Below are 18,810 nucleotides of genomic sequence, written 5' to 3'. Positions count from 1 at the left end.
GTCGCGGTATTCGCACGGAGCGCTTTTCCTGAACGAGCGGCGGACTGATCCGCCGCTCGCGGCCCCACGGGACCAGACGCAGGAGCGCTCCATGGCACCCCACGTATCCGAGCCGGATCCACCGGAGAGCTCCCCTTCGATGCTGCTCGGCACCAGCCTCACCGTCTTCCGGGGCATCTACCTCGACCGGCTGCCGCCGGGCGTGTACGAGCCGGCTGCGGCATCGGTCTTCGACACACTCGTCAGATTCCTGCGCGCAACGGTGCGTGCCGTGGCCGCCGTTGCGTTGGTGACCGCCATCGGCGCCTTCCTCATCGGGCCCTCCAGGGCCGCGGTCACGGTGCGCCGTGCCTGTGTCGCCGGGATCGGCGCGGTGCGCGGAGCCACCTCGGCGGAGGGGCGCCTGGGTCCGGTGGGATCGTTCGTCCACCGCTACAAGCGCTGGACCGGCGGGGCCATCCTGCTGGCCGCGGCGCTTGTCCTGGCCACCTGGTCGTACCCGACCACGCAAGTCGTGCTCTGGATTGCTGTCGCCGTCCTGGCGGCCTTCGCACTCCGTGAGTTCCTGGACGACGCCGGCTCACGGGACCCGGCCGCGCGGCCCGGCGGGGACGCCCTGGCCCGGCCGTCGTGACAGCCGACGGGGACGGCGCCCGCAGCCGACGGCACCGCCGCCGCCTGCTCTTCGTTTCGTTGCTGCGCTCGGCTGTCGTCGTCGTTCTGCTCACCGCCTTGTACTACCTGCTTCCGCTGGACAGCGACCTCGGCGTCGGCACGCTGACGGCACTGGTCCTGGGGCTGCTGGCGTTCGGGGCTCTGGTCGCCTGGCAGACGATGGCCATCATCGGTTCCGAGCATCCCCCGCTGCGCGCGATCGAGGCACTGGCCACGGCTGTGCCCCTGTTCCTGCTGCTGTTCGCCGCCGCGTACTTCCTGATGGCCTGGGAGCAGGCATCGTCCTTCAACGAACAGTTGAGCCGTACCGACGCGCTGTATTTCACCGTCACCGTGTTCGCCACCGTCGGCTTCGGCGACATCGTGCCCACCTCGGGACCGGCCCGTGTGCTGACCATGGTGCAGATGCTCATGGACCTGATCCTGGTGGGCCTGATCGCCAAGGTCGTCTTCGGAGCGGTTCAGATGGGGCTGGAACGGCGACGATCCGCCCCGGGCTCTGCGGAGCGTGAACCATGACCGCCGGCCGCGGTGGTGACCGGGAAGGAAGGATTCCATGACGGCGCCGAGCGACCGGCCCGCAGCTTCCGACACCCCGGCGCAGCCACAGGAGACCGCCCTGCTGCGGGACGTGCTGCGCACCCCCGGCTACCTCAAGGCGCTGGTCCTCAGCGGCCTGATCGGCATTCCGATCTCCCTCGTGGCTTTCTGGTTCCTCGCCGGCCTCCAGGAACTCGAACACGTGCTGTGGGCGGATCTGCCGCAGGCCCTGGGCTGGGACACCCCGCCGTCGTGGTGGCCCCTGCCGCTGCTCCTGGTCGCCGGAGTCATCGTGGGGCTGGTCGTCACCCATCTGCCCGGCGCGGGAGGCCACATCCCGGCGTCCGGCCTGCACGCCGGAGGAGCATCGACAGCCGCGCTGCCCGGAGTGGTGATCGCGGCGGCGGCGAGCCTCCCGCTCGGCGCTGTCCTGGGACCGGAGGCGCCGCTGATCGCCCTCGGCGGTGGTCTGGCCCTGCTCTTCAGGGATCTCGCCCGCGCCCCCGCCACTGCGAAGAGCACCGCCCTGCTGGGCGCGGCCGGCGCCGCGGCGGCGATCTCGGTGATTTTCGGCAGTCCGCTCATCGCCGCGGTGCTGCTCATCGAGGTGGTGGGAGTGGGAGGTCCGCAGCTGTTCGCGATCATGCTCCCCGCTCTGCTGTCGAGCGGAGTGGGAGCCCTGGTGTTCACCGGATTCGGGCGCTGGACCGGGCTGGACACGGGCAGCCTCGCTCTGAAGTTCCCGGAGTCGCCCCCGCGTCTGGACACCGGGGACGTGTTCTGGTCGATTCTGATGGCTGTGGCCATCGCCGTGCTGATGCACCTGGCGATCGCCGGCGGACGGCTGACCGCCGCGTTCGTGGCAGCGCGCACGTTCACCAGGACGGTTGTCTGCGCGGTGGCCGCCGGTGGCTGCGCCGCCCTGTACGCGGTCATCACCGGCCGCACCCCGGTGGACGTCGCTTCGTCCGGACAGGCCACGCTCGCCGACATGGCCTCCGATCCCCATGCCTGGGGGGTCGGTGCGCTGCTGGCCGTGGTGCTCTTCAAATCGCTCGCCTACGCCCTCTGTCTGGGCAGCCTGCGCGGCGGTCCGGTGTTTCCGTCTCTGTTCCTGGGCGCGGCGGTGGGGGTGCTGCTGTCGCCCCTGCCCGGCCTGGGCGTCGTACCGGGAGTGGCCGGGGGTATGGCGGCTGCCCTCACCAGCGTCATGCGGCTGCCGGTCAGCAGCGTGGTGCTCGTGGTCATGCTGCTCGGAAACTCCGCGACGGTTCCGGTGGTGATCCTGGCGGCGGTGGTCGCCCTCGTCACGACCGAGCTGCTGCCCGCCGGACTTCCGAGCCGTCTCACACGATCGCGATCGGATTCACGGGAGACCCGGTAGCCCCAGGAAGCCGGAGAGGGGCGATCACGCAGAGGAACGACCAGCGGTCCTCCTCCTCGCAGAGCGGCACCAGGCCCTCGAACTGCAGGTAGTCCAGAAGATGCAGCCCCATGGCGTGCACACCGAGGACGTGCACGGGGAAGCCGACACCGTCGACAGAGCTGGGGGCAGTGTCGTTGTTCCCGTCACCGCCGAGCACGGCGACGCCCCGGTCGGCCAGAAACGTCATGGCGGTGGGGTGGAGGCCGGCCCGTGCCTTCGCCGTATTCCATGCTCCGAGCTCGGCGCGGCGGCGGGGGTGGCCGACCCTGACGAAGAGCAGGTCCCCCTCGCCGACCTCGATGTGCTGCGCCGTCTCTGCCGCGGCCAGGTCCTCCCCGGTGACATGGTCGCCCGGCTCGAGCCACGGCACCCCTCGCAGCCTGGGTATGTCGAGCAGTACGCCTCGGCCGACGATCCCGTTGCGCGCCACATCGATGGACAGCGCCTCCGCTCCGTCCGTGGTCAACGTGTCGGCGGATACCCCGCCGTGGAGAGTGCCGTCGTAGACGACGTGACACAGGGCGTCGATGTGGCTGTCGGCGTCGCCGTGCACATTCATGGCGAAGCGGTCCCTCGCGAACTGGAGCCCGGTCCCGATCTCGCCGGCGACCGCGCCGGTCATCCGGTGGCAGCAGGCGTCGGGGTTGTCCGGCCCCGGCACGCTCTCCACGGCTGCTGCCAGGGTCACCGTCCGGCCCGTCCTCACTTCGCGGGCCGCCTCCCGCACCGTTGCCGCGGCGATGTCGTCCAAGGCTCCCCGGCCTGCCGTGCCTGCCCGCGCGTCGCGCCGTACGCGCTCGTACAGGGCACGGAACTCGGCCGCCTCGAGCGAAGGGCCCGACTCGGGGCCTGAGTCCGCTGCCATGGACGGTCAGCGACCCTGTTCCCGGTCGATCGCCCCGTCGAGGGTGGTGGCGGCCATGATGAGCGAGAGATGGGTGAACGCCTGCGGGAAATTGCCGAGTTGCTCACCGCTCGGGCCGATCTCCTCGGCGAACAGACCCACATGGTTGGCGTACGTGTGCATCTTCTCGAACGCATAGCGAGCCTGACTGAGCCGGCCGGCCATCGCGAGCGCGTCGACGTAGAGAAACGTACAGAGGCTGAACGTGCCCTCAGAGCCGCGCAGACCGTCCGGGGAAGCCGCCGGATCGTAGCGGTATACCAGGCTGTCCGAGACGAGCTTGCGGTCCATGGCGTCGAGCGTGGACAGCCAGCCGGGGCTCTTGCGGGCCAGGAACCCGACCCGCGGAATGAGCAGCAGGGAGGCGTCCATGACGTCACCGTCGTAGTGCTGGACGAGGGCCTGCTCCTTGTCGCTCCACGCCCGTTCCATCACCTGATCGAGGATGGCGTCGCGTGCGGCGGTCCAGCGGGCGATGTCGGCGGGCCGGCTGAACTCCCGCGCCAGAGTCAGTCCGCGGTCGAAGGCGACCCAGCACATCACCCGGCTGTAGGTGAAGTCCTTGCGGCCGCCGCGGGTTTCCCAGATGCCCTCGTCCGGGCGGTCCCAGGAGTCGGCGAGCCAGTCGAGCACCGAGGCGAGACCTTTCCAGCCGTGGTATCCGGTCTGGCTTCCCACCTCGCGGCCTTCGGCCAGGGCGTAGAGCGCCTCGCCGTAGATGTCGAGCTGCAGCTGGTCCATGGCGGCGTTCCCGGCCCGCACCGGGGACGAGCCGCGGTATCCCTCGAAGTGGTCGAGGATCTCCTCGGGGATGTCGGGATCTCCGTCGACCCGGTACATGATCTGCAGACGTTCGCCGGGCAGGTCCGAGCGATCGCGCATCCGGTCGCCGATCCAGCGCGTGAAGCGGGCCGCCTCGTCGACGAACCCGAGGTCCAGCAGCGCCCGCACCGACAGCGACCCGTCGCGAATCCAGGTGTACCGGTAGTCCCAGTTGCGCTCGCCCCCGACCTGTTCGGGAAGACCCATGGTCGCCGCGGCGACCGGAGCCCCCGTGGGGGCGTAGGTGAGCAGCTTCAGGGTGATGGCGGAGCGGTTGACCATGTCCGACCACCGGCCGTTGTACCGCGAAGTGCGCAGCCAGTTCTGCCAGAAATCGCCCACTTCGAAGAGCTGGTCGTTGAGCGCCTCCACGGTGATGGGGGCGGGCAGCTCACCGTCCGGGTCACAGACGGTGAAGGCTGCGGCAGCCGACTCGCCCTCGTTGAGGGTGACCTCGCCCCGGACGTCCAGCCCCTCGCGTTCCAGGGAGAAGGTGGCCTGGAGGTAGCCGGTCTGCGCCGGCGCCCGGAATGCCGCCGCCTCCGGGCGCAGTTCGAGCTCATGGGTGGCCCGCCCGTAGTCGAACCGCGGTGCGCACTTCAGAGAGAACCGCACGGTGCCGCGTACGGACCGTACGATGCGCACCAGTGTGTGGCGGTCCGTCGGCGTGAGTATCCGGCCCGGCGGCATGTAGTCGAGGACCTCACCGACGCCCTCGGGCGACATGAACCGGGTGACCAGGACTGCCGTGTCCGGGTAATAGAGCTGTTTGCAGACCGAGTTGGCATCGTCCGGGGCGAAGAGGAAGTAGCCGCCGCGGTCATGGTCGAGCAGTGCGGCGAAAACACTCGGAGAATCGAACCGGGGAGCCGCGAACCAGTCGATGACGCCTTGGGAGGAGACAAGAGCAGCGGTCTGCAGATCACCAATCAGACCATGGTCGGCGATGGGGGGATATCGGTCCATGGCTGACTCCGATCAGGGAGTTCGTTCAGGAGTTGAGTATCCGGCTTTTCTGAGCCTCGAACTCGGCCTCGGTGAGAACGCCCTGCGTCTTGAGCTCGCCGAGGTCCTTCAACTGGGAAATCTTGCTCTCCATCGAGGGGGCGGGCGGGGGCTCGGGCGCCGCAGCGGCCGGCTGCTGCGGGGCGGCCTGCGGTGCGTCCTGTTGGGCCCACCGGCCGGCCTGCCGTCGCGATACACGGTTGGAGACCGCGGTCGCCGTCCCGGCGACGACGGCGGTGCGGGCGACCCCGCGGAGTAGACCAGGCATGCGCTTTGTCCTTGTCTCGCGAGCAGCCGCTGCGGACTGCCTCAGGAATCGGACCGGGCTTCGGCGGCTTCGAGCGAGGCCAGGAGAGCCTGCACCGGAATCCGTCCGCTCGCCACCAGCTGGGCGCCGCCGCGCCGCAGGGCCGCCGCGAACGGCCCGGCCCACACGTTCTCGTACACGATGATCCCTGCGGAGTTCCCCGGCTCGAGAACGGCGGCCGCGTCCTGGAGATCGTCCTCACCGAGCAGACCCGATGACGCGCCCTCGAAGAGGGTCAGGTCGAGTTCGCCGTCGGCGTCGAAGTCGGCGATTTGCAGGCCGGAGACCGAACCGTCCAGCTCTTTTCTCACGAAGGAGAGGTCGAGGATCCGGATGATTCCGCGCTCGACCAGGTCGACGAGCAGCGGCAGGCCCTCGCCGGTCATCCGGTTGCCAGGAAACTCAACGACCAGATAGTCGACAGGACCCATTTCGGAGAACTCGTCGGCGCTCATGTCGGCTCCTCGCAAGTTGGGGCCTGTCTTCCGGATCTTGCCGGGGCTCATGCACGGTGGAGGCTTTCCGAACTGTTCGGCGGCTTTCCAGCACCGCCCCAGCCATTGCATCACCGGGGGGAACTGTCTGCACCTCGGGTCGGGGCACGCCTGTCCGAGCGGGCCCCCCTTCGGTCGTCGCCCCAATGGGCGACCCCGTATCGCATGTCCGCCGGATTCGTGTCTGGCTGGATTCCGCTGCGGGGTTACGGAGGAGGCAGGAGGAGGCCGGATGACTCTCGACCTCATCCTCATCGGCCTGGCGATCACCCTCGAACCGTTTCCGGTCATGGCATTCATCGTGGTGCTGTCGGCGCACAAGGGCGTACGCAAGGGCGTCGCCTTTATTCTGTCCTGGCTCGCGTGCCTGGTTCTGGTGATCGCCTGTGTGCTGCTCTTCACCGGCGGGACACCGCCCAAGGCGCACTCCGCCCCCTCGACCGCGTCGCTCGCCGTCAAGCTGGCCATCGGCGTCGGGCTGATCGCCTACGGGGTGTACAGGCGCCGCAGAACCGACCGTCCCCGACGGGACCGTGCGTCGCCCGCGAAGGGTGACGTCTCAGCGTGGACGGCGGCAGGCCTCGCGGTCCTTCTCCAGCCCTGGGGACTCGTCGCCGCGGGGGCCACGACCGTGATGAAGGCGGACCTCTCCCAAGCCGCCTCGTGGCTGACGCTGATGCTGTACTGCTTACTGGCCACCTCCAGCCTGCTGGCGATGGAGTTGTACGCGACGTTCCGGCCGGGCGCGGCCCAGGCCAGACTCGATTCACTGCGGACGTGGATGACGGACCACCAGGACCAGGCCATCGTCACTCTCTCCCTGTTGCTGGGCTTCTGGCTGGTCGGCCGGAGCATCTACGAACTTGTCTGACGGCCCGCGCTTGTCCGCCCCGGCACCCTCGCGCTCCCGAGCCGGAGTGCCGTCCGGCCTGATGTGCGCTTTGCTGGAGATGAGCCGCTTCGGGCGTGGGGGCCGACGACGCACCCGCTCAGGAGGGTACGAGATGAACCACAAGCCGGCGACGGCCACGCAAGGGGTGCAGCTGTCCCCCAAGGAGCGCGCGGCAAAGGGCAGGGCGGCGCGGGCGCGGGCCTCCCGGTCCGCCCACGCCGAATACACACCCTCCCGGCATCGGCCGGACCCGGTGGACGTCATCGAGGAACAGTCCGCGACGCGGGTGCAGGAGCTCGTCCCGATCCGCTACGGGCGGATGTCGGAATCCCCCTTCCGCTTCTACCGGGGCGCTGCCGCGATCATGGCGGGTGATCTGGCCACGACCATCGACTCTGGTCTGCGCGCCCAACTGTGCGGCGACGCCCACATGCTGAACTTCCGCCTGCTGGCCTCCCCCGAGCGGCATCTGCTCTTCGACATCAACGACTTCGACGAGACGCTGCCGGGACCGTGGGAATGGGACGTGAAGCGGCTGGCGGCCAGTCTCGTCATCGCCGGCCGGGAGAACGGCTTCACGGATGCGGAACGCAGCGTGATCGTCCGCTCCGCCGTGCGGTCGTACCGCGAACAGATGCGCCGGTTCGCCGGTATGCGCACGCTCGACGTCTGGTACTCCCGGTCCGACGCCGATCAGCTGGCGGAACTGGCGTCCGGGCGGCTGCAGAAGCGGGGGCGCAAGCGGCTGTCACGGTCGTTGGCCAAGGCTCGCACCCATGACAGCCTCCAGGCTTTCGAGAAGCTCACCCACGTCGTCGACGGTGAGCGCCGGATCGCCGCTACACCGCCCCTCGTCACACCGCTCGCCGATCTTCTGCCGCCCCCGGAACGCAACGTGCTCGAGGAGATCATCCGGAGCTTGATCCACGACTACCGGAAGAGCCTCCAGTCGGACCGGCAGCACCTGATCCAGCAGTTCACCCCGGTGGACATGGCGCGCAAGGTGGTGGGCGTCGGCAGCGTCGGCACCCGGTGCTGGATCGTGCTGCTGCGCGGCCGGGACGGGGACGACCCGCTGTTCCTCCAGGCCAAGGAGGCCGACGTCTCCGCGCTGGCTCCGCACGTCGGGAGCAGCGAGTTCGCCACACAGGGCGAGCGAGTGGTGGCCGGACAGCGGCTGATGCAGGCCGCGAGCGACATCTTTCTCGGCTGGCAACGGGTTCACGGGATCGACGGCCGCGAGCGGGACTTCTACGTACGCCAGTTGCGGGACTGGAAGTTCGTCGTCGAACCGTCGTTGATGGTGCCCCAGGGCATGGGGCTGTTCGCCGAGCTGTGCGGAGCCACGCTCGCCCGCGCCCACGCGAGGTCGGGCGACCGCATCGCCATCGCCGCCTATCTGGGCAGCGGCGACGTCTTCGACCGCGCTCTGAACACGTTCGCCGAGACCTACGCCGACCAGAACGAACGCGACCACCAGGCTCTCCTTGACGCGATCAAGGGCGGACGGGTCAGTGCACAGGCTGGCTGACGGCCGGCGGAACACCACCCTGGAAGCGGCACACGTACCCGCAGCCGGGCCCGAGCCGGTACGCGCCGCGCTTCACCGGCCCTGCGCGTGACCAGGGCCTCGCGATGCGACGTCACGGCGCTGACAGGTCCCGGCCGGATCCGAAGGGCGGGGCGGCCGGGCACGCGGAAACCACCCAGCGCCGTCTGCCGGTCTGGAGCGTGGCGCGGTGGCGGGCGTGGTCCGACGCCATGGGCGCCCGTCTGGGGCGGCGGCTGGCCGACACACATTCGCGCTTCCCCGTCATCACACGCCTCATTTCGCGGCTGCGCTCCGTCAACATCCTGGACGCCGCGACCCGTCTGGCCGCGCAGACCTTCCTGACCGCGATCCCTCTGCTCTTCGTGGTCGCCTCGTTCGCCCCGAGCGGGATGCGGAATCAACTCGTCAGCTCCGTGCGTACGGTCTTCGGCCTCACCGGGGACGCGGACGCACAGCTGGAGCAGATTCTTCAGTCGCACCCGGGCACCGCGGGCCAGACGATCGGCACGGTGGGCGCTCTCATGGTGCTCATCTCCGCGACCGCGTGCAGCCGGGCGCTGCAGCGGCTCTTCAGACGTGCCTGGGCCCTGCCGAGCGGGGGCGCCGGCCTCGCCGTCTGGCGGTGGCTGGCCTGGATCGTCGCCTGGCTGGCCGTCGTCCTGGTGCAAGGACCCCTGCACGACGGTTTCGGCGCCGGGCTGTGGCTGGGCGTGCCGGTGACCGCGATCACTCTGACCGCCCTCTGGTGGTGGACCCAGCACCTGTTGCTGGCCGGTCGTGTCCACTGGTTGCCGCTGCTGCCCGGCGCCTTCCTCACGGCGGCGGCGCTGACGGTCCTGTCGGTCAGCGCGCGGATCTACATGCCCCACGCGCTCAACCGCAGCCTGCAGGAGTACGGATCGGTGGGATCGGTGTTCACCATGCTCTCGTGGCTGATCGTGGTCTGCGCCGCGATCGCCGTCAGCATCACGGTCGGTGCGGTCCTCGCGCAGGAACCGTGGCTGGCCCGCCACCTCGGACCGCCCGCACCTCACGGCCGTACCGAGGCAGTAGAGGCGGATTCGTCCCCCCGGCACCCCGCTTGAGTACGTCGCCTCCGTCGCGCCCGCGTGACCGAGCACACCACCCACAACCGCCGCCGACCCCCGACAATGTCTGTGTGATCTCTTCGCCGCCACGAAGCGCCCACCGCCGGGCCGAGCCTGCGTCGACTCCGTACGTCGACCTCACCCGCGCGGAGTGGAGCGCCCTGCGCGACAGAACCCCGCTCCCCCTCACCGCCGAGGAGGTCGAGCGGCTGCGCGGACTCGGCGATGTCATCGACCTGGACGAGGTGCGGGACGTCTACCTGCCGCTGTCCCGGCTGCTCAATCTGTACGTCCAGGCCACAGCCGGACTGCGGGGCGCCCTCAACACCTTCCTGGGCGACGCCGGCAACGGTCACGGCGCGCAGCGCGGCACACCCTTCGTCATAGGAGTGGCCGGTTCGGTCGCGGTCGGCAAGTCCACCGTCGCCCGTGTCCTCCAGGCGATGCTGGCCCGCTGGCCCGAGCACCCGCGCGTGGAGCTGGTGACCACCGACGGCTTCCTCCACCCCATGGAGGAGCTGAAGCGGCGCGGCCTGATGTCGCGGAAAGGTTTCCCCGAGTCGTACGACCGCCGGGCGCTGACCCGGTTCGTCGCCGACATCAAGGCCGGCAAGGACGAGGTGACCGCCCCGGTCTACTCCCACCTGATCTACGACATCGTGCCGGACGAGCGCCTCACCGTCCGCCGCCCCGACATCCTGATCGTGGAGGGCCTCAACGTCCTCCAGCCGGCCCTGCCGGGCCAGGACGGCCGCACCCGGGTCGGTCTCGCCGACTACTTCGACTTCAGCGTGTACGTCGACGCGCGTCCCGAGGACATCGAGACCTGGTACCTCAACCGCTTCCGCAAGCTGCGCGAGACGGCCTTCCAGAACCCCTGCTCGTACTTCAGGAAGTACACCCAGGTCTCCGAGGAGGAGGCCCTGGACTACGCCCGTACGATGTGGCGCACCATCAACAAGCCCAATCTGCTGGAGAACGTGGCACCGACGCGCGGCCGCGCCACGCTGGTGCTGCGCAAGGGCCCCGACCACAAGGTCCAGCGCCTGTCCCTCCGCAAACTCTGAGGAGCCGCGCGCGTGCTGCATCTGCGCCTGATCACCCCGGCCGACCGGACCGCCGAAGTGCTCCGCCTGGTCGAGCGGACCGTCGGCACCACGCACCTGGCGGTCGTTCCCGGAGCCGCCCGCAATCCCCCGGGGGACCTGGTGATGTGCGATGTGGCGCGGGAGGCGGGCGACGAGCTGATCGGCGGCCTGCGGTCGCTCGGCATCGACGAGTCCGGCTCGATCGCCGTCGAGAACATCGACCTGTCACTGTCCCGGCGCGCCGACAAGGCGGAGGAGGAGGCTCCGGGCGAGGGCGCGGACGCGGTGCTCTGGGAGCACCTGGAGGACGCGACGCACGAGGAGTCGACGCTCAGCTTCACCTACATCGCGTTCCTGTCGCTGGCGACGATGATCGCGGCGTGCGGTGTGGTGCTCGACAACGCGATCCTGATCGTGGGTGCGATGGCGGTGGGCCCGGAGTTCGGCCCGCTTGCCGGCTTCTGCACGGCCCTGGTGCAGCGCGCCCCGCGGCTGGCGTGGCGCTCGTTCATGGCGCTGATCGTGGGTTTCGCCGCCGCCATGCTGGTGACGGTGGCGTTCAGCTTCTTCATGGACTCGGTGAACCTCTTCGAGGCGTCCAAGCTGCAGGCCGAACGCCCCAACACCAACTTCATCTACCGCCCCGACTGGTTCTCGTTCGTCGTCGCGGTGCTGGCGGGCGCGGCCGGGATGCTCTCGCTGACCTCGGCGAAGTCGGGCGCGCTGGTCGGCGTCGCGATCTCGGTCACGACGGTCCCGGCGGCGGCGAACGCGGCGGTGGCCTTCAGCTACACGGAGTACAAGCAGGCGTGGGGCTCCACGGAGCAACTCCTGCTGAACCTGCTGGGCATTGTGCTGGCGGGGACGTTGACGCTGCTGGCGCAGAAGTACCTGTGGGCGAAGCAGCGGCAGCGCACGGCAGCAAGGGCGACGCTGCCGTAAGGCGGGTGCGGCCTTCGGCCGCGCCGCGCCTCAATCGCCGGGCCGGGCCTTTCGGCCTCGCCGGCGATTGAGGCGCGGGGTCCGGGGCAGAGCCCCGGCGGGTCAGCCCAGCGCCGACTTGACCGCGTCCGCCAGGGAGCCCGCCACCGACCTCGCCTGCTCGATATCCGCCGCCTCGACCATGACGCGTACGAGCGGCTCGGTGCCCGACGGGCGCAGCAGTACGCGACCGGTGGCCCCCAGCTCGCGCTCCGCCTCGGCGACGGCGGTCGCCAGCTCCGCGGAGGTCTTCACCCGCGACCTGTCCACGTCCGGCACATTGATGAGCACCTGCGGCAGCCGCCGCATGACCCCGGCCAGCTCGGCCAGCGAGCGGCCCGTGGCGGCGACACGGGCCGCCAGCATCAGGCCGGTGAGCGTGCCGTCGCCGGTTGTCGCGTGGTCGAGCACGATGACGTGCCCGGACTGCTCGCCGCCCAGCGCGTACCCCTCGGCCTTCATCGCCTCCAGGACGTACCGGTCGCCGACCCCGGTCTGCACCAGCTGCAGGCCCTCGCGCTCCATCGCCAGCTTGAAGCCGAGGTTGGACATGACGGTCGCGACGACGGTGTCGCCGCGCAGCGTCCCGGCCTCACGCATGGCGAGCGCCAGCACCGCGAGGATCTGGTCGCCGTCGACCTCCTCGCCCGCGCCGTCCACGGCGAGGCAGCGGTCCGCGTCGCCGTCGTGCGCGATGCCGAAGTCGGCGCCGTACTCGAGGACGGCCGCCTTCAGCAGCCCCAGGTGCGTGGATCCGCACCCGTCGTTGATGTTGAGCCCGTCCGGCTCGCCGCCGATGGTGACGACCTCGGCCCCGGCCCGGGCGAACGCCTCGGGCGAGACGTGGGAGGCGGCGCCGTGCGCCTCGTCGAGGACGACCTTCAGCCCGTCGAGGCGGTTCGGCAGTACGGCGATCAGATGCGCGACGTACTTCTCGAAGCCCTCGTCGTAGTCGCTCACGCGGCCGACACCGGCGCCGGTCGGCCGCTCCCACGGCGCTCCGGTGCGGTGCTGCTCGTACACCGTCTCGATACGGTCCTCGAGCTCATCGGCCAGCTTGTGCCCGCCGCGCGCGAAGAACTTGATGCCGTTGTCCGGCATGGCGTTGTGGCTCGCGGAGAGCATCACACCGAGGTCGGCACCCAGCGCACCGGTGAGATACGCCACCGCGGGGGTGGGCAGCACACCGACGCGCAGGACGTCCACGCCCGCGCTCGCGAGACCCGCCACGACGGCGGCCTCCAGGAACTCACCCGAAGCACGGGGGTCACGCCCGACCACCGCCGTCGGCCGATGGCCCGCGAATGTGCCCGCCTCGGCAAGCACATGCGCCGCAGCGACCGACAGGCCGAGCGCGAGCTCAGCCGTCAGATCCGCATTGGCGACACCGCGCACGCCGTCCGTGCCGAAGAGTCGTCCCACAGCTGTCCTCCGAAATGCTCCGAAATGCAAGCCTCTGAGCGCCGTAGCCCGTTATACGCCCGAGGTCGTCCATAAACGAACGCCCCGGCAGCACGGAGTGCCGCCGGGGCGAACGAAAAGCCATACAGGCCAGCGCGCGATTAACGCTTGCTGTACTGCGGCGCCTTGCGGGCCTTCTTGAGACCGGCCTTCTTGCGCTCGACCGCACGGTCGTCACGGCAGAGGAAGCCGGCCTTCTTGAGCGGGGCGCGGTTGTTGTCCACGTCCGCCTCGTTCAGCGAACGGGCCACGCCGAGGCGCAGGGCGCCGGCCTGACCGGAGACGCCGCCACCCGAGATGCGGGCGATGACGTCGTAACGGTTGTCGAGCTCGAGCACCTTGAAGGGCTCGTTGACTTCCTGCTGGTGCACCTTGTTCGGGAAGTAGTCCTCAAGGGTGCGACCGTTGATCTTCCACTTGCCGGTGCCCGGAACGATCCGGACGCGGGCAATGGCGTTCTTGCGACGGCCCAGGCCGGCAGCCGGCTGGGGGTCGCCGAAGCGGGACGCCAGCGACTCGCTGGTGTACTCGCCCTCGACGGGGGTCTCCGACTCGAAGGTGGTCACCTCGGCGAAGGTCTCTTCGCCCTCGGTGCCCTCGACGGCGGTCTCTGCAGTGGTCTCGGCCACGATTCTCCTCAGATCTTTCTGTACGTCTTAGGGGGTGGCCGGAACTACTGCGCGACCTGGGTGATCTCGAACGGGACCGGCTGCTGAGCAGCGTGCGGGTGCTGGTCGCCCGCGTAGATCTTCAGCTTCGAGAGCATCTGACGACCCAGGGTGTTCTTGGGGATCATGCCCTTGATGGCCTTCTCCACAGCCTTCTCCGGGCTCTTGGCCAGCAGCTCGTCGTAGCGGACGGAGCGGAGACCACCCGGGTACCCGGAGTGGCGGTACGCCATCTTCTGGGTCTTCTTGTTGCCGGAGAGGTGAACCTTCTCGGCGTTGATGATGATGACGAAGTCGCCCATGTCCATGTGGGGGGCGTAGATCGGCTTGTGCTTGCCCCGGAGGAGGTTCGCTGCCGTTGTCGCCAGACGGCCCAGGACAATGTCCTGCGCGTCGATGATGTGCCACTGGCGCGTGACATCGCCGGGCTTGGGGCTGTACGTACGCACGGTCGTAGCCTTCGCTTCTTCAGTGAGTGGGTCCTGACAAGGCCACCCGGACGATCACGACAGCCATGGCGGCACCTCGGGGACGCAACCCTTGGGCCTGCCGCTGGTCATCGGCCCGGTGGACCGGCGTAAGGGCCTCTCACGTGAGAATGAACAAGCCAATACGCATAACGAACCAGAAGAATACCCGCGGTCCCCCACCTGGGTCAAAAGCACCCCCGTCTTTCAGCCTCTCCGGCGTCTGAGGAGCGGGGGGCCTGGGGCAGCGCCCCCGTCACCTCGCCCGCTCCACCCGTCGCTCGTCCCACACGGGCTCTGTCGTCTCCCGCACCACCCCGTCCGACCCGAACACCAGATACCGGTCGAACGACTTCGCGAACCACCTGTCGTGCGTGACCGCCAGCACCGTCCCCTCGTACGCCTCCAGCCCCTCCTGCAGCGCCTCCGCAGACTCCAGGTCCAGGTTGTCCGTCGGCTCGTCCAGCAGCAGCGCCGTCGTCCCCGCCAGCTCCAGCAGCAGGATCTGGAACCGCGCCTGCTGCCCGCCCGACAGCTTCTCGAAGGGCTGGTCGCCCTGCCGCTCCAGCTCGTACCGCCGCAGCACGCTCATCGCGCCGCCCCGGTCCTTCGCGTGCTCCGTCCACAGGATGTCGACCAGCGTCCGCCCCAGCAGCTCGGGATGCGCGTGCGTCTGCGCGAAGTGCCCGGGCACCACCCGTGCCCCCAGCTTCCACGACCCCGTGTGCGCCACCTCCTCCCCCGCCAGCAGCCGCAGGAAGTGCGACTTCCCGGAGCCGTTCGAGCCGAGGACGGCGACCCGCTCCCCGTAGAAGACCTCCAGCGAGAAGGGCTTCATCAGACCGGTCAGCTCGAGCCCGGCGCACGTCAGCGCCCGCACCCCGGTCCGCCCGCCCCGCAGCCGCATCCGGATCTCCTGCTCGCGCGGCGGCTCCGGCGGCGGCCCCGCGTCCTCGAACTTCTTGAAGCGCGTCTGCATCGCCCGGTAGCGCGACGCCATGTCGGGGCTGATCGCCGCCTGGTTCCGCAGCCGCAGCACCAGCGCCTTCAGCCGGGCATGCTCCTCGTCCCAGCGCCGCTTCAGCTCCTCGAAGCGCGCGAACCGCTCCTTGCGGGCCTCGTGGTACGTACCGAAGCCGCCACCGTGCACCCATACGTCCGACCCCGCCGGACTCGGCTCCACACTCACGATCCGCTCCGCCGCCCGCGACAGCAGCTCCCGGTCGTGCGAGACGAAGAGGACCGTCTTACGGGTCTCCTTCAGCCGCTCCTCCAGCCACCGCTTGCCGGGCACGTCCAGATAGTTGTCCGGCTCGTCGAGCAGCAGCACTTCGTCCGGCCCCCGCAGCAGCGCCTCGAGCACCAGCCGCTTCTGCTCGCCCCCACTCAGCGTCTTCAGCTCGCGAAACTGCGCCTTCTCGTACGGGACACCCAGCGCCGCCATCGTGCACATGTCCCAGACGGTCTCGGCCTCGTACCCACGCGCCTCCGCCCAGTCGCTCAGCGCCTGGGCGTACTTCATCTGCGCGGCCTCGTCGTCGACCGTCATGATCAGATGCTCCGCGGCATCCACCGCTGCGGCCGCTTCCCTGATCCGCGGCTGGGCCACGGACACCAGCAGATCGCGCACGGTCCGCTCGTCCCGGACCGAGCCGACGAACTGCGGCATCACCCCGAGCCCGCCGCTGACACTCACCGTCCCGCCGTGCGGCTGCAGCTCCCCCGCCATCATCCGCAGCAGCGTCGTCTTGCCTGCGCCGTTGGCTCCGACCAGGGCGACCACCGCGCCCTCCCCCACCCGGAACGAGGCATCGCCGAGGAGCACCCGTCCGTCCGGTAGGTAGTACTCCAGATGCGCGGCCTCAAGATGTCCCATGCTCCGATTCTCACCGCCGACGCCGCCCTCGCCCAACAGGTTTAGGATGCGCGGCATGAGCTTTGGGCAGGGGGGACCTCAGTGGAGCCCCGGTGGACAGAACGAGGACCCGTACGGGGGACAGAACCAGAGCCCGTACGGGGGACAGAACCAAGGGCCGTACGGCGGTCAGGGCCAGGACCCGTACGGCGGTCAGGGCCAGGACCCGTACGGGCAGCGCCAGGACCCGTACAACCCGTTTCCGGCCCAACCGGATCCGTTCGGCCTGCGCGCGACCTCCGAGACCGACAACACACCGGACTGGGCCTCGCTCGCCGAGGCGGCGGAGACACGCACGCGCCGCAAGAGGTGGCTGCTGGTCGGCGGTGGCGTGCTCGCGACCGCCGCGATCGCCGGCATCGTCGCGACCGCGATCGTGTCGTCGAACAGTGACGACAGCAACCGGGCCGGGGACAAGAACGCCAGCGAGCTGCCCGCGCCCCCCGACCTGCCCGGCGGCACCACCGAGCCCGAGCCGTCCTTCTCCTCGGTGGCGCCGCTGCCCCCGCCGAACCCGAAGGACTTCATATCAAGCGAGAAGAAGGACACGGCGCCGCTGAGCGTCGACACCCTCTTCCCCGGCAAGAAGCTGACGATGACCGACCGCGTCTACGGCAAGGGCGCCACCGCCCGCACCGGCACCTGCGCATCGGCCACCCAGGGCGGCCTCGGCTCGATCCTCGAAGCCAATGGCTGTGACCAGGTCTTCCGCGCCACGTACAGCAAGGACGGCATCGCCGTCACCGTCGGCGTCGCGGTCTTCGGGGCCGAGGCGGAGGCCAAGAAGGCCGCGCAGCAGGCCCAGGGCAATGTCACCCCGCTCCCCGGCGCGGGCGTCCCCACCTTCTGCAAGGGCGGCCCGGTCTGCCGGTTCACCGCCAACTCCTACGGCCGGTACGCCTACTTCACCGCCACCGGCTACACCAAGGCCAAGTCCGTCACCTCGGGCGACAGCAAGGCCTTCCAGACCGGTGACGACCTGGCGGAGTTCACCTTCCGCCAGATCGTGCGCCGCGGCGAGGCCCAGGCCTCAGCAGCAGCCACCGCTCCCGCCGGCTGACCCCGGCAGTGTCCGCCTGTTGCGGGCCTCCCGGCTGCGGGCGGCCAGCAACTCGTCGGCGGGGTAACCGACTTCCTCGAGCGTGAGCCCGTGCGGGCGTACGACATGGACGGACGAGTCCCGTACGCCCGCGCCCAGCACCTTCGCCGGCCACTCCACCGGCCGGTGCCCATCGCCCACGAACAGCATCGCGCCGACCAGCGAGCGCACCATGTTGTGGCAGAAGGCATCGGCCCGCACGGTCGCGGTGATGATCCCGTCCGGGCCCCGCTCCCACCGCAGCTGCTGCAGCGTGCGAATGGTCGTGGCGCCCTCGCGCTTCTTGCAGTACGCCGCGAAGTCGTGCTCTCCGACCAGACCGGCCGCGGCCGCGTTCATCGCCGCCACGTCCAACGGCCAGTCGTGCCACAGCACATGACCGCGCAGCAGCGGATCGACGCCCCCGGGGTTGTCCGTCACGCGGTACGCGTACCGCCGCCAGACGGCCGAGAAGCGTGCGTTGAACCCCGCGGGCGCCTCGGCCGCGCGCCAGATCCGTACATCGCGGGAGAGCCGCCCCGCGAGCCGCTTCAGCAGCTTCTCCCGGTGCTCGTCCCACACGTCCTGCGGCAGATCGACGTGCGCGACCTGCCCGCGCGCGTGCACACCCGCGTCGGTCCGCCCGGCGACGGTCAGTTCGTACGTCGTCGAGGACCGCGTCACCGTACGCAGCGCGTCCTCGATCTCCCCCTGGACGGTCCGCCGGCCACTGGGCTGCTTGGCCCACCCGGAGAAGTCCTTGCCGTCGTACGACAGATCCAGCCGCAGCCGGACGTGCCCGGGCTCAACTTCATCACTCACGCAACAGATCCTCTCAGGGCGGCGCGCACCCAAGAACTCGCGAACGCGAAAGCGGGCCCGCCCCTCAAGGGGCGAGCCCGCTCACAGAGGCGGAGCCTCAGGCGTCCTTGGACTCGGACTCCCCGGCCTCAGCCGGAGCCGCGTCCTCGACGACCTCGTCCTTGACGACCTCGTCCTTCTTGAGGGCGTCTTCCTTGACCGCGCGCTTGGCAGCGGCCTCGGCCTCGGCAACGGTCGCCTTCTTCGCGATCTCACCCTCGACCAGCTCGATCACAGCCATCGGGGCGTTGTCGCCACGACGGCCGCCGATCTTGGTGATACGGGTGTAGCCACCCGGGCGCTCGGCGTACCGCGGAGCGATCTCGGTGAAGAGCGTGTGCACGATGCTCTTGTCCGTGATCGTCTGCAGAACCAGGCGACGGTTGTGGATGTCGCCCTTCTTCGCCTTGGTGATCAGGCGCTCGGCGACCGGACGCAGGCGGCGGGCCTTGGCCTCGGTCGTGGTGATGCGGCCGTGCTCGAAGAGCGACTTCGCGAGGTTCGCGAGAAGCAGCTTCTCGTGCGCAGCGCTGCCGCCCAGACGGGCACCCTTGGCGGGCTTCGGCATGGTTTTCTCCTTGTGTGC

The 18,810-nt window shown here is 69.8% G+C and carries 19 protein-coding genes; 9 read left to right on the top strand and 10 right to left on the bottom strand.

Annotated features, from left to right (window positions below; all coding sequences use genetic code 11):
* Positions 1-91 precede the first annotated feature (91 nt).
* The 3 genes from SLUN_RS24125 to SLUN_RS24115 are packed head-to-tail and all read left to right on the top strand — an operon-like array spanning position 92 to position 2,599.
* The gene (locus SLUN_RS24125) at positions 92-634 is read left to right on the top strand and encodes a hypothetical protein (RefSeq protein ID WP_159100313.1); all 543 of its coding nucleotides are present in this window, start codon (positions 92-94) and stop codon (positions 632-634) included.
* On the top strand, positions 631-1,194 hold the full coding sequence (locus tag SLUN_RS40085; protein WP_170146600.1) for a potassium channel family protein: 564 nt from the start codon (positions 631-633) through the stop codon (positions 1,192-1,194). The genes SLUN_RS24125 and SLUN_RS40085 overlap by 4 nt, the downstream gene beginning before the upstream one ends.
* Before the next feature lie 37 nt (positions 1,195-1,231).
* Positions 1,232-2,599: a chloride channel protein gene (locus tag SLUN_RS24115; protein ID WP_108151562.1), complete on the top strand. Its 1,368-nt coding sequence runs from the start codon at positions 1,232-1,234 to the stop codon at positions 2,597-2,599.
* Here SLUN_RS24115 and SLUN_RS24110 read toward each other — a convergent pair.
* Genes SLUN_RS24110 through SLUN_RS24095 form a run of 4 tightly spaced genes read right to left on the bottom strand, consistent with a single transcriptional unit; the run spans position 2,562 to position 6,134 of the window.
* Positions 2,562-3,506 (bottom strand): cyclase family protein, encoded by a 945-nt coding sequence (locus SLUN_RS24110; protein ID WP_108151560.1) that lies wholly within the window; start codon positions 3,504-3,506, stop codon positions 2,562-2,564. The genes SLUN_RS24115 and SLUN_RS24110 overlap by 38 nt on opposite strands.
* 6 nt (positions 3,507-3,512) lie before the next feature.
* Positions 3,513-5,333, bottom strand: a complete 1,821-nt coding sequence (locus SLUN_RS24105; RefSeq protein WP_108151558.1) for a glycoside hydrolase family 15 protein — start codon at positions 5,331-5,333, stop codon at positions 3,513-3,515.
* A gap of 25 nt (positions 5,334-5,358) precedes the next feature.
* Complete coding sequence (locus SLUN_RS24100; protein WP_108151556.1) at positions 5,359-5,640, bottom strand: SHOCT domain-containing protein; 282 nt, start codon at positions 5,638-5,640, stop codon at positions 5,359-5,361.
* A gap of 41 nt (positions 5,641-5,681) precedes the next feature.
* Positions 5,682-6,134: a DUF6325 family protein gene (locus tag SLUN_RS24095; RefSeq protein ID WP_246338442.1), complete on the bottom strand. Its 453-nt coding sequence runs from the start codon at positions 6,132-6,134 to the stop codon at positions 5,682-5,684.
* Positions 6,135-6,405: 271 nt separating this feature from the next.
* Between SLUN_RS24095 and SLUN_RS24090 the strand changes: the two genes are divergently transcribed.
* From SLUN_RS24090 to SLUN_RS24070, 5 genes are all read left to right on the top strand, one after another.
* The gene (locus SLUN_RS24090) at positions 6,406-7,044 is read left to right on the top strand and encodes a GAP family protein (protein WP_108151554.1); all 639 of its coding nucleotides are present in this window, start codon (positions 6,406-6,408) and stop codon (positions 7,042-7,044) included.
* Between the two features lie 133 nt (positions 7,045-7,177).
* Complete coding sequence (locus SLUN_RS24085; protein WP_108151552.1) at positions 7,178-8,596, top strand: DUF2252 domain-containing protein; 1,419 nt, start codon at positions 7,178-7,180, stop codon at positions 8,594-8,596.
* 104 nt (positions 8,597-8,700) lie between these two features.
* Complete coding sequence (locus SLUN_RS24080) at positions 8,701-9,702, top strand: YihY/virulence factor BrkB family protein (RefSeq protein ID WP_254709845.1); 1,002 nt, start codon at positions 8,701-8,703, stop codon at positions 9,700-9,702.
* A 74-nt stretch (positions 9,703-9,776) separates the two neighbouring features.
* Complete coding sequence (coaA, locus tag SLUN_RS24075) at positions 9,777-10,772, top strand: type I pantothenate kinase (protein ID WP_108151548.1); 996 nt, start codon at positions 9,777-9,779, stop codon at positions 10,770-10,772.
* Between the two features lie 12 nt (positions 10,773-10,784).
* The gene (locus SLUN_RS24070) at positions 10,785-11,735 is read left to right on the top strand and encodes a DUF389 domain-containing protein (protein WP_108151546.1); all 951 of its coding nucleotides are present in this window, start codon (positions 10,785-10,787) and stop codon (positions 11,733-11,735) included.
* Between the two features lie 102 nt (positions 11,736-11,837).
* Here SLUN_RS24070 and glmM read toward each other — a convergent pair whose 3' ends face one another.
* From glmM to SLUN_RS24050, 4 genes are all read right to left on the bottom strand, one after another.
* On the bottom strand, positions 11,838-13,196 hold the full coding sequence (gene glmM / locus SLUN_RS24065; RefSeq protein WP_108151544.1) for a phosphoglucosamine mutase: 1,359 nt from the start codon (positions 13,194-13,196) through the stop codon (positions 11,838-11,840).
* 140 nt (positions 13,197-13,336) lie between these two features.
* A complete protein-coding gene (gene rpsI / locus SLUN_RS24060; protein WP_108151542.1) occupies positions 13,337-13,864 on the bottom strand; it encodes a 30S ribosomal protein S9 in 528 nt (175 codons plus the stop codon).
* 44 nt (positions 13,865-13,908) lie between these two features.
* Positions 13,909-14,352, bottom strand: coding sequence for a 50S ribosomal protein L13 (rplM, locus tag SLUN_RS24055; protein WP_108151540.1), 444 nt, complete (start codon positions 14,350-14,352; stop codon positions 13,909-13,911).
* A gap of 274 nt (positions 14,353-14,626) precedes the next feature.
* Positions 14,627-16,246, bottom strand: a complete 1,620-nt coding sequence (locus tag SLUN_RS24050) for an ABC-F family ATP-binding cassette domain-containing protein (RefSeq protein WP_108151538.1) — start codon at positions 16,244-16,246, stop codon at positions 14,627-14,629.
* Between the two features lie 55 nt (positions 16,247-16,301).
* On the opposite strand from SLUN_RS24050, the gene SLUN_RS24045 reads away from it, so the two are divergent.
* Entirely contained in the window at positions 16,302-17,345 is a 1,044-nt protein-coding gene (locus SLUN_RS24045) for a hypothetical protein (protein WP_175313146.1), read from the top strand.
* On the opposite strand, the gene truA is transcribed toward SLUN_RS24045, so the two are convergent.
* Positions 17,316-18,185, bottom strand: coding sequence for a tRNA pseudouridine(38-40) synthase TruA (gene truA, locus SLUN_RS24040; RefSeq protein ID WP_108151536.1), 870 nt, complete (start codon positions 18,183-18,185; stop codon positions 17,316-17,318). The two genes, SLUN_RS24045 and truA, sit on opposite strands and share 30 nt — an antisense overlap.
* Before the next feature lie 97 nt (positions 18,186-18,282).
* Entirely contained in the window at positions 18,283-18,792 is a 510-nt protein-coding gene (gene rplQ, locus SLUN_RS24035) for a 50S ribosomal protein L17 (protein WP_108151534.1), read from the bottom strand.
* Between the last annotated feature and the right edge of the window lie 18 nt (positions 18,793-18,810).

The sequence above is a fragment of the Streptomyces lunaelactis genome, from assembly GCF_003054555.1.
Lineage (GTDB): Bacteria > Actinomycetota > Actinomycetes > Streptomycetales > Streptomycetaceae > Streptomyces > Streptomyces lunaelactis.
The sequence above is the reverse complement of the archived record's forward strand: the minus strand, read 5'-3'. Positions and strand labels throughout refer to the sequence as shown.